This is a genomic window from Bacillus weihaiensis, from assembly GCF_001889165.1.
GTDB lineage: Bacteria > Bacillota > Bacilli > Bacillales > Bacillaceae > Metabacillus > Metabacillus weihaiensis.
The window spans coordinates 1,115,160-1,129,895 of the sequence record NZ_CP016020.1 but is presented as its reverse complement, the minus strand read 5'-3'; the positions used below and the strand labels follow the sequence as shown (position 1 = coordinate 1,129,895).

The 14,736-nt window shown below is 37.4% G+C and carries 13 protein-coding genes, 1 tRNA gene, 1 pseudogene and 1 other annotated feature; all 15 genes and pseudogenes read right to left on the bottom strand.

The window, feature by feature from the left end:
- Positions 1–9: 9 nt before the first annotated feature.
- The gene (locus tag A9C19_RS05350; RefSeq protein ID WP_072578983.1) at positions 10–1,560 is read right to left on the bottom strand and encodes a 2-isopropylmalate synthase; all 1,551 of its coding nucleotides are present in this window, start codon (positions 1,558–1,560) and stop codon (positions 10–12) included.
- Positions 1,547–2,578 (bottom strand): ketol-acid reductoisomerase, encoded by a 1,032-nt coding sequence (gene ilvC, locus A9C19_RS05345; RefSeq protein WP_072578982.1) that lies wholly within the window; start codon positions 2,576–2,578, stop codon positions 1,547–1,549. Before ilvC ends, A9C19_RS05350 begins: the two co-directional genes overlap by 14 nt.
- A gap of 88 nt (positions 2,579–2,666) precedes the next feature.
- Entirely contained in the window at positions 2,667–3,182 is a 516-nt protein-coding gene (gene ilvN, locus A9C19_RS05340) for an acetolactate synthase small subunit (RefSeq protein ID WP_072578981.1), read from the bottom strand.
- Positions 3,179–4,900, bottom strand: a complete 1,722-nt coding sequence (ilvB, locus tag A9C19_RS05335) for an acetolactate synthase large subunit (protein WP_072578980.1) — start codon at positions 4,898–4,900, stop codon at positions 3,179–3,181. The genes ilvN and ilvB overlap by 4 nt, the downstream gene beginning before the upstream one ends.
- Before the next feature lie 101 nt (positions 4,901–5,001).
- Positions 5,002–5,256 (bottom strand) — a binding site (T-box leader).
- A gap of 22 nt (positions 5,257–5,278) precedes the next feature.
- Positions 5,279–6,184, bottom strand: a complete 906-nt coding sequence (ilvE, locus tag A9C19_RS05330) for a branched-chain-amino-acid transaminase (RefSeq protein WP_072578979.1) — start codon at positions 6,182–6,184, stop codon at positions 5,279–5,281.
- Between the two features lie 682 nt (positions 6,185–6,866).
- Positions 6,867–6,943, bottom strand: a tRNA-Arg gene (locus tag A9C19_RS05325).
- A gap of 241 nt (positions 6,944–7,184) precedes the next feature.
- Positions 7,185–7,694, bottom strand: a complete 510-nt coding sequence (locus tag A9C19_RS05320) for a metallophosphoesterase (protein ID WP_072578978.1) — start codon at positions 7,692–7,694, stop codon at positions 7,185–7,187.
- A gap of 184 nt (positions 7,695–7,878) precedes the next feature.
- Positions 7,879–8,466: an XTP/dITP diphosphatase gene (locus tag A9C19_RS05315; protein WP_072578977.1), complete on the bottom strand. Its 588-nt coding sequence runs from the start codon at positions 8,464–8,466 to the stop codon at positions 7,879–7,881.
- A 2-nt stretch (positions 8,467–8,468) separates the two neighbouring features.
- Entirely contained in the window at positions 8,469–9,230 is a 762-nt protein-coding gene (gene rph / locus A9C19_RS05310) for a ribonuclease PH (protein ID WP_072578976.1), read from the bottom strand.
- Positions 9,231–9,402: 172 nt separating this feature from the next.
- On the bottom strand, positions 9,403–10,476 hold the full coding sequence (locus tag A9C19_RS05305) for a GerMN domain-containing protein (RefSeq protein WP_072578975.1): 1,074 nt from the start codon (positions 10,474–10,476) through the stop codon (positions 9,403–9,405).
- Positions 10,477–10,683: 207 nt separating this feature from the next.
- The gene (gene racE / locus A9C19_RS05300) at positions 10,684–11,484 is read right to left on the bottom strand and encodes a glutamate racemase (protein WP_072578974.1); all 801 of its coding nucleotides are present in this window, start codon (positions 11,482–11,484) and stop codon (positions 10,684–10,686) included.
- Positions 11,485–11,494: 10 nt separating this feature from the next.
- Positions 11,495–11,947: a MarR family winged helix-turn-helix transcriptional regulator gene (locus A9C19_RS05295; RefSeq protein WP_420835818.1), complete on the bottom strand. Its 453-nt coding sequence runs from the start codon at positions 11,945–11,947 to the stop codon at positions 11,495–11,497.
- Between the two features lie 228 nt (positions 11,948–12,175).
- Positions 12,176–12,262 (bottom strand): annotated as a pseudogene (gerE, locus tag A9C19_RS05290) (spore germination transcription factor GerE); the annotation flags it as partial.
- A gap of 42 nt (positions 12,263–12,304) precedes the next feature.
- Entirely contained in the window at positions 12,305–12,946 is a 642-nt protein-coding gene (locus tag A9C19_RS05285; RefSeq protein WP_072578972.1) for a tetratricopeptide repeat protein, read from the bottom strand.
- A gap of 15 nt (positions 12,947–12,961) precedes the next feature.
- On the bottom strand, positions 12,962–14,428 hold the full coding sequence (locus tag A9C19_RS05280; RefSeq protein ID WP_072578971.1) for a recombinase family protein: 1,467 nt from the start codon (positions 14,426–14,428) through the stop codon (positions 12,962–12,964).
- Between the last annotated feature and the right edge of the window lie 308 nt (positions 14,429–14,736).

The window sequence follows — 14,736 nt, the reverse complement described above, 5'->3', positions numbered from 1 at the left end:
TCGAGTAACTTAATTTAGTAAACTGGGTTCTAAGGAAACGTCATTTATTTTATCTAGCAATAACATACGGTTTACAGCGTTAATGTAAGCTTTCGCTGATGCCTCTAACACATCCTGTGCCATACCACGACCACTAGCTTCACTTTCCCCTACCTTAATCTTTACATACACCTGTGCTAATGCATCTCTACCACCACTATTTGATTGAATACGATAATCAATTAGATTAATAGACTGACCAACGCATCTTTCAAGAGTATTGTAGATCGCTTCCACACTACCAGCACCAGTTGCAGCTTCTTGAACCATTTCTTTATTTGGCTTAATAAGCGTAATGGTTGCAGTTGGAATTTGAGAAGTGCCATATTGGACTTGAATCGCCTTCAATTCGAATGCAGATTCTTGAGTTGAGACTTTTTCTTCTATTAGTAATGCTTTAAGATCTTCATCTGATATTTCCTTTTTCTTCTCTGTTAATTCCTTAAATGCAACAAACAGCTTATTTACTTCATCATCAGAATTCTCAAAGCCCAATTCTTGTAATCTATTTTTAAATGCATGACGTCCAGAATGCTTTCCTAACACCATTGAATTTGTCGAAACTCCCACAAGCTCTGGGGAGATAATTTCGTACGTTGTCTTTTCCTTCAACACACCATCCTGATGTATGCCAGATTCGTGTGCAAATGCATTTCGTCCAACAACAGCTTTATTCCCTGGAACGACCATACCTGTTAAATTACTAATTAATTCACTCGTACGCTTTGTTTCCTGTAAATATAGCCCTGTTTCAGCCTGATAATAATCTCTTCTAATATGAAGAGCAACGGCAACTTCTTCTAATGCAGCATTTCCAGCTCTTTCGCCAATTCCATTGACTGTTCCTTCAATTTGACCTGCTCCATGTTCAATCGCAGAAAGAGAGTTAGCCACCGCCATGCCTAAATCATCATGGCAGTGAGCTGATAGAATAATATTCTCAATCCCTTTTACGTGTTCACGTAAGTAGCTAAAAATTTGTCCATATTCCTTTGGAGTTATATAGCCTACAGTATCAGGAATATTTATAACATGTGCGCCCGCTTCAATTACGTTTTCAACAACTTCTGCAAGATATGGTAATTCCGTACGGCATGCATCCTCAGCGGACCATTGAATGATCGGAAAAAACTGTGAAGCATACTTAACAGATTCTACTGCTGTCTGAATTACCTGTTCCTTCGTTTTTTTAAGCTTAAACTCTCTATGAATAGGAGATGTAGCTAGAAAAACATGTAGTCTAGGCTCTTCTGCATATTTCAACGCTTCCCACGCTGCATCAATGTCACCCTTTACGGAGCGTGCAAGACCAGTAACGGAACTGTTTTTAACTGTTTTTGCAATTTCTTGAACGGCTAACAAATCACCTTTTGAAGTAGCAGGAAATCCTGCTTCAATCACGTCCATACCGAGTCGTTCTAGCTGTTTCGCAATCTCTAGCTTTTCTTTCACATTAAGATTTACACCTGGAGATTGTTCACCATCACGGAGCGTTGTATCAAATAGGTTAATTTTGCGCACTCACACTCACCGCTTCTTTCTGCTTTTGTTTAGATTTTACAAATGGCATCATTGCACGTAATTTTTTACCAACCACTTCAATTTGGTGCTCATTTTCATTATTATTAATTGCATTGAATTGAGGACGATTTGCTTGGTTCTCTAAGATCCATTCTTTCGCAAATTTACCTGTTTGGATGTCTTTAAGAACCTCTTTCATCGCTTCTTTAGAGCGTCCATCTACTACACGTGGGCCTGAAACAAAGTCACCCCATTGTGCTGTATCAGAAATAGAATATCTCATTCCTGCCATACCATCTTCATACATTAAGTCGACAATTAGCTTCAGCTCATGTAAGCACTCAAAGTATGCTACTTCTGGTTGATAACCAGCTTCTACCAATGTTTCAAAACCAGCTTTCACAAGAGATGTTAAGCCTCCGCAAAGTACTGCTTGCTCACCGAATAAGTCTGTTTCTGTTTCTTCTTTAAACGTTGTTTCTAGAACTCCAGCACGAGCAGATCCAACACCCTTTGCATATGCTAATGCTTTCTCTTTAGCCGTTCCTGTTACATCTTGATAGATTGCAAATAACGCTGGTACACCTGCACCCTCTTCATACGTTCTTCTTACTAAGTGACCTGGTCCTTTTGGTGCTACTAAGAATACATCAACATCAGCAGGGGGTACAATTTGACTAAAGTGAACATTAAATCCATGAGCAAATACTAATGAGTTTCCTGGTTCCAATCCTGGCTTGATTTCTTCTTGATAAACTTTCGCTTGCTGCTCATCTGGAAGTAAAACCATTACTAAGTCTCCAAGTTCTGCCGCTTCAGCAACGGATACTACATGATGACCATCTTCAACTGCTTTGTTGAAAGAACCACCTTGACGAACACCAACTACTACATCTACTCCACTTTCTTTTAAGTTCAATGCATGTGCATGCCCTTGTGAACCATACCCGATGATTGCTACTTTCTTCCCTTGTAATGCTGCCTCGTTTACGTCTCCGTTATAATATACTGTTGTCATGTATAATCTCTCCTTTAATGTTTTTAATTTAGAATAATAGCAATATATAAATCTACTACCTACAAAAAATGAGGTAAGGTGACTCTATTTACACAATTGATACCGGAACTTCTTTTAAGGATCTTTGAGTACCTCTTGTAAAAGCAGTTGTGCCCGTTCGAGCAATTTCTTTAATTCCATATGGCTTTAATAAATCAATTAACACTTCAATTTTCTCTGGTTCACCTGTTACCTGAACCACGACACTTTCACGACTCACATCGATAATGGTTGCTCTAAAAGGTTGAATGAGGCCTTGTAATTCCATTCTATTTGCAGCAGTCGACATGACTTTTATGAGAGCAAGCTCTCTTGACACAATCGATTGTGCTGTAATATCAATGACTTTCAAAACATCAATTTGCTTGTTTAGCTGCTTTGTAATCTGTTCTACTTCCTTTTCCTCTTGAACAATTACAACAACGGTCATTCGCGAAATACCTTCTGTTTCTGCATGACCAACTGTGATGCTTTCAATGTTGTAATGTCTTTTTGTAAACAAACCAGTAATTCGGTTTAAAACCCCTGTCTGATTGAGGACGGTCAAGGATAGGATTCGTTTCATAGTTTTACACCTACCATTTCGTGTAGCCCCTTACCGGATGCAACCATCGGATAGACATTTTCATCTTTACTCACATGAATATCTAACAAAACAGGCTCATCTGAAGTAATTGCCTCTTGAAGCTTTTCCTCCCAGCCTTCACTGTTTTCAATTCTCACACTCTTAATACCGTACGCTTCAGATAGTTTGACAAAATCAGGCTGAGAAACAAATTTTGAATGAGAGTAACGCTCTTCATAAAATAATTCCTGCCATTGTCTTACCATTCCTAAAGATCCATTATTTAAAATAACAATCTTAATTGGAAGTTTTTGTTCATAAATGACAGATAACTCTTGCAAAGTCATTTGAAAACCTCCATCACCTAAAACTGCTACAACTGTTGCTTCCCGATCTGCAAATTGGGCCCCAATTGCTGCAGGAAGACCAAATCCCATGGTTCCAAGCCCACCCGACGTTACCCAGCGATCAGGAGATGTGAATTGATAATATTGAGCAGCCCACATTTGATGTTGACCAACATCCGTTGTAACAATTGCTTCTCCATTCGTCCATTTGTGAATGAGTTCTAGCATATACTGAGGTTTTAGCTCGGTATCACTTTCTTTATAGCAAAGAGGATATTCTCGTTTATTTTTATCAACCACTTGACTCCACTCACTATGATCACCTTGTTTACCATCCTGCTTAATTACTTGCTCTAAAACTAACTTAGCGTCTCCTACAATAGGTATTTGCGTCGGGACATTTTTACCTATTTCTGCAGGATCGATATCAATATGAGCAACAGTTGCCTTTTTAGCAAAATGATTTAAGTTTCCTGTTACACGGTCATCAAATCTCGCGCCAACACTTATTAACAAGTCACAATCGTAAAGGGCCATATTCGCCGCATACGTTCCATGCATTCCTGCCATTCCTAGGAATAAGGGATGATTTGCAGGAAAGCCGCCTAAGCCTAATAAAGTATTTGTCACTGGAATTTGTTGCTGTTCTGCAAATGTAATTAATTCCTGAGAAGCTTTGGCATGAAGGACTCCAGCTCCCGCTAAAATGACAGGTTTTTTCGCTCTACTTACCGCTTCTACTAATTTTCTAATCTGCAAGTAATTCGGTTCATTCGTAGGCTGATAGCCCGGTAAATTTACAGGTTCATCATAATTAAATTCCCCTTCAAAGACCGAAATGTCTTTAGGAATATCAATTAACACTGGTCCAGGTCTACCTGTAGTTGCTATATGAAAGGCTTCTTTAATAATTCTTGGGAGCTCATTCACATCACGAACTTGATAATTATGCTTTGTTATTGGTGTCGTAATCCCTAAAATATCCGCCTCTTGGAAGGCATCTGATCCAATAACAGATGATGCAACTTGACCTGTAAATACAACTAAAGGTAGAGAATCAATCATTGCGTCTGTTAATCCAGTCACTAGATTCGTTGCTCCAGGACCAGAGGTTGCAATGACAACACCAGGTTTACCTGAGACTCTAGCATAGCCCTCTGCTGCATGAATACTTCCTTGTTCATGTCGGGATAATACATGGAACACACCAGAATCATATAAGCTATCATAAATCGGTAGCACCGCCCCACCAGGATAACCAAAAAGGACTTCTACCTTTTCCTGCTTTAGTGCTTCAATTAGCATTTGAGACCCTGACATCGTGTTTGTACATGTGGCAGCTGACTTATTCAACTGTACATTTGTACTCATTTTCTTTCCTCCCTTATATTTTTTTGAAATTTCTGATTTATGTTACCAAATAAAAAACCTTCCCACCCCTCCTTGGAGCACACAACGATCCATTGTGTGTCTAAAGGGGCAAAAAGGTTAATAAACTTTTTCGCGGTACCACCCTTCTTCGTGGTCAACGTTCAACCACCTTGCGAACAGATTCTCTGTTCTCTTTTGTAACGAGTACCGAAGAATGGGACTCGGCTAACCCTACTAAAATTTCGGATTAACACTCAGAGGCGAGTTCATCATTTGGGAGTATTACCGGCTTCCAGCTATCCCGGCTCTCTGTAAATACTTGACCAATGACTACTTATCCTCTTCATAGCTTTATACTATTAAAATGTATGCACGTTGTTAGCTAACATGAAGACTTTGTGGCAAATCTTCCACTTTTACGCCTTCTTCCACTACTTTCTGACGGAAAGCTTCAAGAAGTTTTTTTGTCTGATCTCCAGGAACACCATCACCTATGATACGTCCATCTACTTTCACAACAGCGATGACCTCTGCAGCTGTTCCAGTTAAGAAAACCTCTTCAGCTGTATACACATCGTGTCGAGTAAATGGCTCTTCTTTTACTTCGTATCCCATCTCATTTGCAATATCAATGATGGCGTTTCGAGTAATCCCTTCAAGAGCACCTATATATCCAGGGGGTGTTAATAACCTCCCGTTTTTCAAAATAAATACATTATCTGCAGAGCCTTCAGCAACATATCCTTGATCATTTAGCATGAGCGCTTCACTTACATTTGCTAAGTGAGCTTCAATCTTAACTAATACATTATTTAAATAATTTAAGGATTTGACCTTTGGACTTAATACATCAGGTCTATTTCGTCTCGTAGCAACTGTAACAATATCAATTCCTGTTTCATAAAGATGCTTTGGAAAAATAGATAGTGGCTCAACAATGATAACAGTGTTAGCACGTTTACAATTATATGGATCAAGCCCTAAATCTCCAGCCCCTCTTGAAACCACTAGACGAATATACGCGTCACTCAATCCATTCTTTTGGACGGTATTTACGACTAATTCAGTCAACTCTTCTTGAGTATACGGAATGGTTAACAGGATTGATTTAGCTGATTGATAAAGTCGGTCCATATGTTCTTTCATTCGAAAGATGTTTCCACTGTATACTCTAATTCCCTCAAACACACCGTCACCATATAAAAAACCGTGATCATAAACTGAAATTTTCGCATCTTCTTTCTTTACGAATTGGTCATTAAGAAAGATCCATTGTTCACCCATAAGAGCACGCCTTTCTTTGCATAAGTTGAATCTGCTCGATCACTGAACATTATGACTGTGGAGTAAAAGACTTTAAATATTTTCAATTTTCTACACTTTTTCAAATGTTCGTGTAACTTTTATTTGAACTTATATTACGCTCAATAAATCCTAGTGTCAACAGTGTTTTTTAGAATTATTAGATAATTTAGATTAATTAAATAATTTGTATACGCTTACATCCTTGGTATAAATGGAAAAGCATTTTATTTAAAAAAATTAGGAAATATGAAAAATCCACGTTTGCGGATGGGTAGGAAAGAGTGTGGTAAATAAAGAGGAATTGTTTCGTTAGTAACATAATAGTGAATGGTTAAAAAATTGAAAAGAAAGATGTCATACTTTCTCACACACTTTTTATTTGGTTATGCTCTTATTACGTCACTTTATCCTTATACATTGTGGTTATTCAAAATGAATTTAACCTACATCAGAAAACTCTTTTTACTTTGAGCTAAACTATTCCTTAATTTGATGTTTCTCTAAGAAGGAATTATCAATTTGTTCCTAATTATGTGAAGTCTGTTATAGGTAACTGTTACATCTGTTACAATTAGAAAGAACCATTTTCTTACAAGGCACATTCTCCAAACCAGCAAAAAACCCTTCATGTAGATACATGAAGGGTTAATATGTAAGTTAATGGCGTCCCAGGAGAGATTCGAACTCCCGACCGTACGCTTAGAAGGCGTATGCTCTATCCGGCTGAGCTACTGGGACATATATGATATTAATTAATTATCAGCGACATTTATTATTATATTTCGTAATGGAACAAAAGTCAATCACTTTTATCAACATTTTATATCTTTTTTTAATTTCTTGTAACTATTCTACGTCTATTTTATCATATTTGCTCTTAGCTGACTACCTAGATTCCCTTTTATGATTCACTAGCAAGTAGGAATGAGCACAAACTTTATACTCAAATACCTACTTGCAAATAGTACAGGTCTGTTATTTATAGTGTGACAGTTTTAGAAAGCTCTTCGACTACTTCTCCGTTCACCTCATAAAACGTCACTGTTACTTCTCTTTTTTCCACTGAGATCATTGCATAAGTTTTTTGCCTACGCATAACCGGTAATCTGATACTACCTGGATTAATAAATAAGATATCGTTAATTAGTTCAGCTCCAGCAATATGAGAATGACCGAAGAAGACGAGGTTAACGCCCAGTTCCGCTGCACGATAATTCAGTCGCATCAACGTACTTTTCACATCATATAAATGACCATGCGCCATCAAAAAGCTTAATTCTCCTAAATCACTAATTACATCATTGGGTAAGTCTGACCCAAAGTCACAGTTTCCTTTTACTCCTAAGAATGGGCTTAGCTCTGAGCTCGTAGATTCCAGTTCAGAATCGCCGCAATGAAGCATAAAATCTACTTCTGTCATATGCCTTTTTACAATCATGTCTAATTCTTTTGTTAACCCATGACTATCACTTACCACTAAAGCTTTCACATGTTCTCCCCCCTTATTTATTCTTCCTTATTTTTATACTCGCCTTTTATTAAGGCTGCTTTCGTACACTTTGTTGCTCATTTAGGGAAAACAGCACTGTATAAAGAGTAGTGGCCTTTTTTCTTCTTAGAATCATTCCTTAGCTATCTTACATACACTGTTCCTACTATTTCAATGAGAACCTTTAGTAAAGAAGAGCCTTTAATTTTTGTAATGCGTTAGCACGATGACTTATTTTATTCTTCTCTTCCTTAGTTAATTCTGCCATTGTCTTATCTTGGTCTTTCAAGATAAAAATAGGATCATAGCCAAAGCCATTTTCTCCTCTAGGCTCTTTGGCTATATACCCTTCACATGTCCCTCTTACCGTCTTAGTCGCCTCTCCTGGTATGGAGATGGATAAGACACAGACAAATCTAGCCGAACGATCCTTTTCATCATGGACATTTTTTAACTCGTCTACTAGCTTGTCCATATTTTTTTGATCGCTTTTTTCCAAACCAGCATATCTAGCTGAATAGACTCCAGGACGTCCATCTAAATAATCAACTTCTAGACCGGAGTCATCTGCAACGACAGGAATTTGGAATTGAGCTGCTATGGTGTCTGATTTTAATTGAGCATTCTCTTCAAATGTTAATCCGGTTTCTTCTACATCAATCGCTTGAGGTAGATCAAGGAGAGATTTCACTTCATATCCTAGTGGCTGAAGCATACTTTCGAACTCTTTCACTTTTCCATTATTCATAGTGGCAATTAGAATCTGCTTCATCATTATTCCCCTTGCTTATTGGCATTCTTCTCTACTAATAGAGCAAGATCTCCTAAAGCCTCTTTTTGTATTTCAACAAGAGACTTAATTCCCTGTTCCGCTAAATCCAACATGCTATTTAACTGAGCTCTTGTAAAAGTAGATTCTTCCCCTGTACCTTGGACCTCGACAAGTTCTCCTTGTGCTGTCATTATGACATTCATGTCTACCTCAGCCTTAGAATCCTCTTGATAGTTTAAATCGAGAATCTCCCCTTGTTCCTCGTCTACTCCAACAGAAATGGCAGCAAGAAAATCTGTGATTGGCATCTTTTTAATTTTCCCATCATTCATTAGTTTCCCAAGAGCAAGTGTCATTGCTACAAATGCCCCTGTAATTGACGCTGTTCTCGTTCCTCCATCAGCTTGAATAACATCACAGTCAATCCAAATTGTTCTCTCACCAAGATCGTTTAAATTGACAACAGCACGGAGCGCTCTTCCGATTAAGCGTTGGATCTCCATTGTTCGACCTGTAATCTTCCCTTTTGAAGCTTCTCGTATTGTTCGTTGCTCTGTGGCTCTAGGGAGCATGGAATATTCTGCTGTTATCCAGCCTTTTCCTTCTCCTCGCATAAACGGCGGAACTCGGTCTTCAATACTCGCATTACAAATGACCTTCGTTTGACCGACTGTTATTAAAACAGATCCTTCTGGATGAATGATAAAATTTTTATCAATATGTACGTCGCGTAATTCATTGTTCTTTCGTCCATCTTTTCGCATTTTAAAGCCCTCCTTCGAGAAATGTAGCGTGAATGAGCAGATAGTAGTCTCCAGCATCCTTCACGAATTGATTTGTAAGTATGTATGGATAAACGCTTTTCTAGCACGAATAAGAGGTAGGTCATAGCCTACCTCTCTTTTACCCTTTATATAGTATATCAAAAACCAATTATTAAAAACTACCTGTGTTCACTTTTGACGGACGTGTTACAGGCTCTGTTAGCTTTTCACCATTTTCATTAAGTAAATCTGCTTGCCCATTTACAGTGACAGCTACACTTTCAACACCTGGTTGTTCCGTTAAAGTTAGGACTAGTGAATGTAAAACCTGTGAGGAAATCACTTTATTCTCCTCATCAAAGCTTCCATAAATTGATTCATTAAAATCTAACGTTACTTTTCCATCAGCATATTGTGGTGCACTTAAAAGAGTTACTTCGTCCTGAAAATCACTCATCAACCCTAATGATGGTGAAGGACCCTTGACTAGTTCATTAACAGCCGAGACGATAGGATCTGTCTCTTCATTACTAATTCGCTTCGTTACAGGGACATAATACTGCTGTCCATCCGTTTCTGCTAAATAATACACTGTTAAAGGATGTGTATCCGTGATATCAACCACATCAGAAGAGTCATGGTTAATTCCATTTTCACGACTTACTCCATCTTGTATCGGTGTACTATTAACAGGCATCTCTGTTTGTTCATGTCCATTCACCCAAATTTTCACCTTTTTTACAGACTCAAATTGAGTTAACGTCCATGTGATAGCCTGAAGTATTTTTGCTTCATCCTCTTTTTTATAGTTATTAAATTCTTTAGAAAAATCAGCTACAGCTGTACCATCTTCCTTAATGTTTACACCTAATACTTCCGTGTCTTGCGGCAAAACGGCCTTAAATCCATTTGGAAGTACATTTGAGATAGGGCCACCCTCAACTAAGTATTCGAGTGATTGTTTTGCTACACTATCTGTTTTAGGTAAATTCATCGTATAAGGAACAACAAAACCATTTTTATCCAATAAAAACAATTGACTCGTAACTGTTGTCTCAGCTTCTTCACCTTTCACATCCTCTACAGCACCTTCGCCTTCCATTTGCGTTCCATCTTCTTGAATTGTTACATCCTGTGGCGGATCAATTTCTTTTGCTGCTTTTTCTGCATCAAATAATCCACAGCCTGAAAGTAATACTGATGAAGCAATAACTGTAACTGCAATCTTTTTGTTGTATTTAGACATTCATATCCCTCCAAAGGCAGTTTGTACTACTATGTATACGAGCTATCCCCTAATTTAGACCGATTTTTTGTACAAACTTTTAGAAACACGTTAAAACGAACATTCATTTCCCTTATTTAGAGTCTACTTCTAGTTCTTACCGTTCAGTCTCCAAGTTATAGGGTACTAAAAAAACACGGAACCTATAAGGCGCCGTGCTTTTATAAACTATCCCAATGAAATAGATTGAACATGTTGAATTGGCTGTTCAAACCATTTTGATGCAATCTTCTCGAATAATTCCTTTGGTCCAGTCGTAAGAAAAAGATGGTTCTTCTCACCTGAATCTTGATTAAGGATATTTTCAAAGGATAAAATTGTACTCACTTCTCTAGCTGTCTCATCCCCTGAACAAATAATTTTAACAGCTTGTCCCATGTAATCTTCAATCTGCGTTTGTAAAATTGGATAATGGGTGCAGCCGAGGATTAACGTATCTATATCACTTTGCTTAAATGGCAGCAAGGATTCTTCAATCATCTCTCTAGCATGATCCCCCTCATACTCACCACTTTCCACTAATGGTACAAACTTTGGACACGCTAAACTCTCAACCTTCACTTGATTATTTAGCGTTTTTAAAGCGACCTCGTACGCGGCACTCTTAATGGTATTAACTGTACCAATAACACCAATTTGATCATTTTTCGTTACTTTCAGAGCCGTTCTAGCACCTGGGAAAATGACACCAATAACCGGTATTTTGACCTTTTCCTGAATCTCCTGTAAAGCAATAGCTGTTGCAGTATTACATGCGATAACGAGCATCTTAATATGGTGATGTTCTAATAAGTAATTTGTCATTTCCCATGTAAAACGAGTCACTTCATTTGCAGGACGTGGTCCATATGGACAACGCGCTGTATCACCTAAATAGATGATTTCTTCCTTTGGTAATTGTCTCATTATTTCTTTGGCAACCGTTAAACCGCCTACCCCAGAATCAATGACACCGATTGGTCTTTTCAAAAAATCGCCCTCATTCTTCTCTCATTTCATGCTGTAGCTTTAACAGTGATTTTTGTAATGTCACAATTTCATCCTCTTCAAAATCAATAAGCATGTTTGCAAGATAATGTTGACGTTTATGAATAACCTCTTCAATAATCCGTTCGCCCTCTTCTAATAAATGAATTCGAACAACGCGTCGATCCTTCGGGTCCTTCACTCGAACAACTAACTCGCTCTTTTCCATTCGATCAATCAAATCTGTTGTTGTGCTACATGCTAAAAACATTTTATTTGAAAGCTCTCCAATTGTTAAGTCCCCATTTTCCCATAACCATTGTAATGCGATAAATTGAGGGGGGGTAATATGGTAGTCACTTAATATTTCTCGGCCCTTTTGTTTAATAATCCCTGATATATGTCGAAGTGCTTTTTCCAGGTCAGCTACCGTTTGATTCGTAGCCGTCGTTTGATTATTCATCATTTTTACCCTCACTAAACTAGTTTCTACTGCATGATCAAATTCCACATCTGTATCACATGTTATTTTCCATGTTTTCTTTAAAAAATGCAAGCTACATCTATTTATACGTATAGAGAAACTCAGCTTATCGCTAAGTCATAAAGGGTAACTGCCTTCTAGAAGATATGCTCTTTATCTAAAGGGAAAATAATAACCGGCTCCCTTCCTAAAAAGGTTAGCCGGTTTTGGTTAGAGCTCTAGTTCACCCATTCGAAGGAGCTCAACAACCGCTTGAGAACGTCCCTTAACACCAAGCTTTTGCATCGCATTTGTGATGCGTTGTGTTTGCAAACCATTTAAACAAAAAACTCCGTCTAATTAAAGATTAGACTTAATTTGTGCTATCCAATCCTTATGACTATCCGTTAATTCATAATGATTTGTTTCGACCATATTTAAGTAGCTAATGGTTTCACCGAGTTTTCCAATTTCATAACAACATGCGCATACCGCTAATTGTGCATCAACATCTCCTTGGTCAGCCGCTCTCCTGAAGTATTCAATTCCTTGTTGTACATCTCTTTCAATACCTTCACCGAAATAATACATTTGTCCCGCTAACTTAAAAGCATTAGTATCCTCAACCTCCGAAGTCTCTAAAAACTCTTCAATTGTTTCCTTAGATTCTTGAGAATTCCGTAAGTCGTAGTAATATAGATAATCACACTGAAATTGTGCTTCTTCGTCACCCTGTTCAGCAAGCTTTCGAAACCACTTTAATGCATTAGGATGATACGATTTAATACCTATTTCCTCAACACCATAAAGATATAGGTTGGCTAAATCGGACTGAGCTTTAACATAACCTAAATTCGCTGCTTTTTCGTAATGGTCTATTGCCTCCCAATAGTACCCTCTATCCATATAACTTACTGCCTTTTTATAAAGAACAGATGGGGCATTTTCATTCTCGTCATTATTTACATCAATAAACTTGCTCATTTCTAAGTTCGAATCCATATAAACCCTCCAACATCACTTTGGCTCTTCGAATGTGTACGTAATATCAATCGTCCCATCAGGATGAATGATAATTTCTTCTATTAAAGTTTGGAATACATCAAACAAATCCTGGTTTTGATTTTGTAACTCCTGAAACGCATCTTTTATTGTCTGGATGTTCGTTTGAACAGTTTCCGATTGTTTAATAATAAACAACTGGTTATTTGTTTTTGTTATTACCTCCTCGACTTCCTGACGCTTCTTTTCAAACTCATCCTTATCGATTAAACCATCCAAATACAAATCAAGTAGATTCTTCTTCCGTTGTTCGTTTTGTTTTAGTGCCTGCTGCAATTTCCGTTCTTGCTTTGCCTGCTCATTTACAACATTAGTTGAAAGGTTAAACAAGACAGATTCACCTTTCTTCATTAATAGGTTAAGAATAAACTGTCTAAAATCCTCATATTGAATAGGTGTATGGTTAACACACCCATGTTTACCTGCTCGACGATACTGCGAACACTTCAAATACTTCCACTCGGTTCGTTCTCCGCTTTTCTTCTTTTTATACGATTGAACAATAACCATATTTGAACCACATTCTGAACACTTTGCTAGGTATCGAAATTCGTTCCATGGTGTTATACGGACTTTATTAGATTTAAAGTGCTCTTTATTCGCTTTATTCCATGTTTCTTCATCAACAATAGCAGGATGATGATTTTCAAAAACTATCCATTTTTCTGGCGGATTCCGAATTTGTTTTTTCTTTCCTCCAACTTTCACATTCGTATACTGATTTAAGATAAAGGTTCCTTTATAAATAGTATTACGAATCAATCTCTGTACAGATGTTAGCTGCCATACTTTATTATTTTTAGGCTTAATCCCCAATTCGTTTAATTCGTTTGAAATTTTCTTAAATCCCCATCCATCGTTGTACCACTTATAAATTTGGCGAACGACCTCTGCTTCATTTTCATTTATGACAAGTTTTTGTTCCATTCGGTCATATCCATACGGAACTTTCCCAATATGTTCTCCTCGTCTGACTTTCGCAGCTAAGGCGGCACTGATACTTGAAGATAATGTTCGACTATATTGAGCTGAGAATAATGACCATAATTCGAAAGCCATATCATTTTTTCCAGCTTTATTCGAGTCATAACCTTCCTCAACTGAAATTATTCGCACATTATGTGCCAAAAAAACTTCTCTTATTTCAAGTGAATCCTTTAAATCACGGGCTAAACGGGAAATCGATTTAAAAATGACCATATCAAGTTTCTTTTGCTTTGCTTTTTCAAGTATTAATTGAATAGCTGGTCTGTCAATAAACAATGTTCCACTTATGCCCTCATCTTTAAAAACACAGTCCTCATCCCATTGATACCCATTTCTCTCTAACCAATTTCGACAGATATCCATTTGGTTTTCTACAGATGAAACTTGTTCATCACGGTCTGTTGATACACGTACATAAACGGCATAGTGCTGCATGCTATCACCTTCTTAATTGAACTTTATTTCTAGCAGGCTAGCGATATGCAACTTTTACTTTTTATTCATCATCCTTTCTTGCCTTATTTAAATATAGTATGTGGAAAAATCTAACTGTTATTCATATATAAAAACATTTTATTCTTATTTATGAACTTTTTATGTATAACCCCTAATAATAAGCATAGTTACCGAATAAAGGTGGACATTATAAATTCATTGGATTTCGTAAAAAAAAAACGACCCAACTTGAGTCGTTTTTCACTTGCTATAAACCAGTAATTTCAAATTTGATATACGTTTAGCAT

Excerpts from the sequence above, each read along its gene's own strand:
- rph (WP_072578976.1), bottom strand. The coding sequence starts at position 9,230 with ATGCGAAAAGATGGACGAAAGAACAATGAATTACGCGACGTACATATT.
- A9C19_RS05285 (WP_072578972.1), bottom strand. The coding sequence starts at position 12,946 with ATGGATTCGAACTTAGAAATGAGCAAGTTTATTGATGTAAATAATGAC.
- A9C19_RS05295 (WP_420835818.1), bottom strand. The coding sequence starts at position 11,947 with ATGATGAATAATCAAACGACGGCTACGAATCAAACGGTAGCTGACCTG.
- A9C19_RS05280 (WP_072578971.1), bottom strand. The coding sequence starts at position 14,428 with ATGCAGCACTATGCCGTTTATGTACGTGTATCAACAGACCGTGATGAA.
- A9C19_RS05305 (WP_072578975.1), bottom strand. The coding sequence starts at position 10,476 with ATGTCTAAATACAACAAAAAGATTGCAGTTACAGTTATTGCTTCATCA.
- ilvC (WP_072578982.1), bottom strand. The coding sequence starts at position 2,578 with ATGACAACAGTATATTATAACGGAGACGTAAACGAGGCAGCATTACAA.
- ilvE (WP_072578979.1), bottom strand. The coding sequence starts at position 6,184 with ATGGGTGAACAATGGATCTTTCTTAATGACCAATTCGTAAAGAAAGAA.
- A9C19_RS05315 (WP_072578977.1), bottom strand. The coding sequence starts at position 8,466 with ATGAAGCAGATTCTAATTGCCACTATGAATAATGGAAAAGTGAAAGAG.
- ilvN (WP_072578981.1), bottom strand. The coding sequence starts at position 3,182 with ATGAAACGAATCCTATCCTTGACCGTCCTCAATCAGACAGGGGTTTTA.
- ilvB (WP_072578980.1), bottom strand. The coding sequence starts at position 4,900 with ATGAGTACAAATGTACAGTTGAATAAGTCAGCTGCCACATGTACAAAC.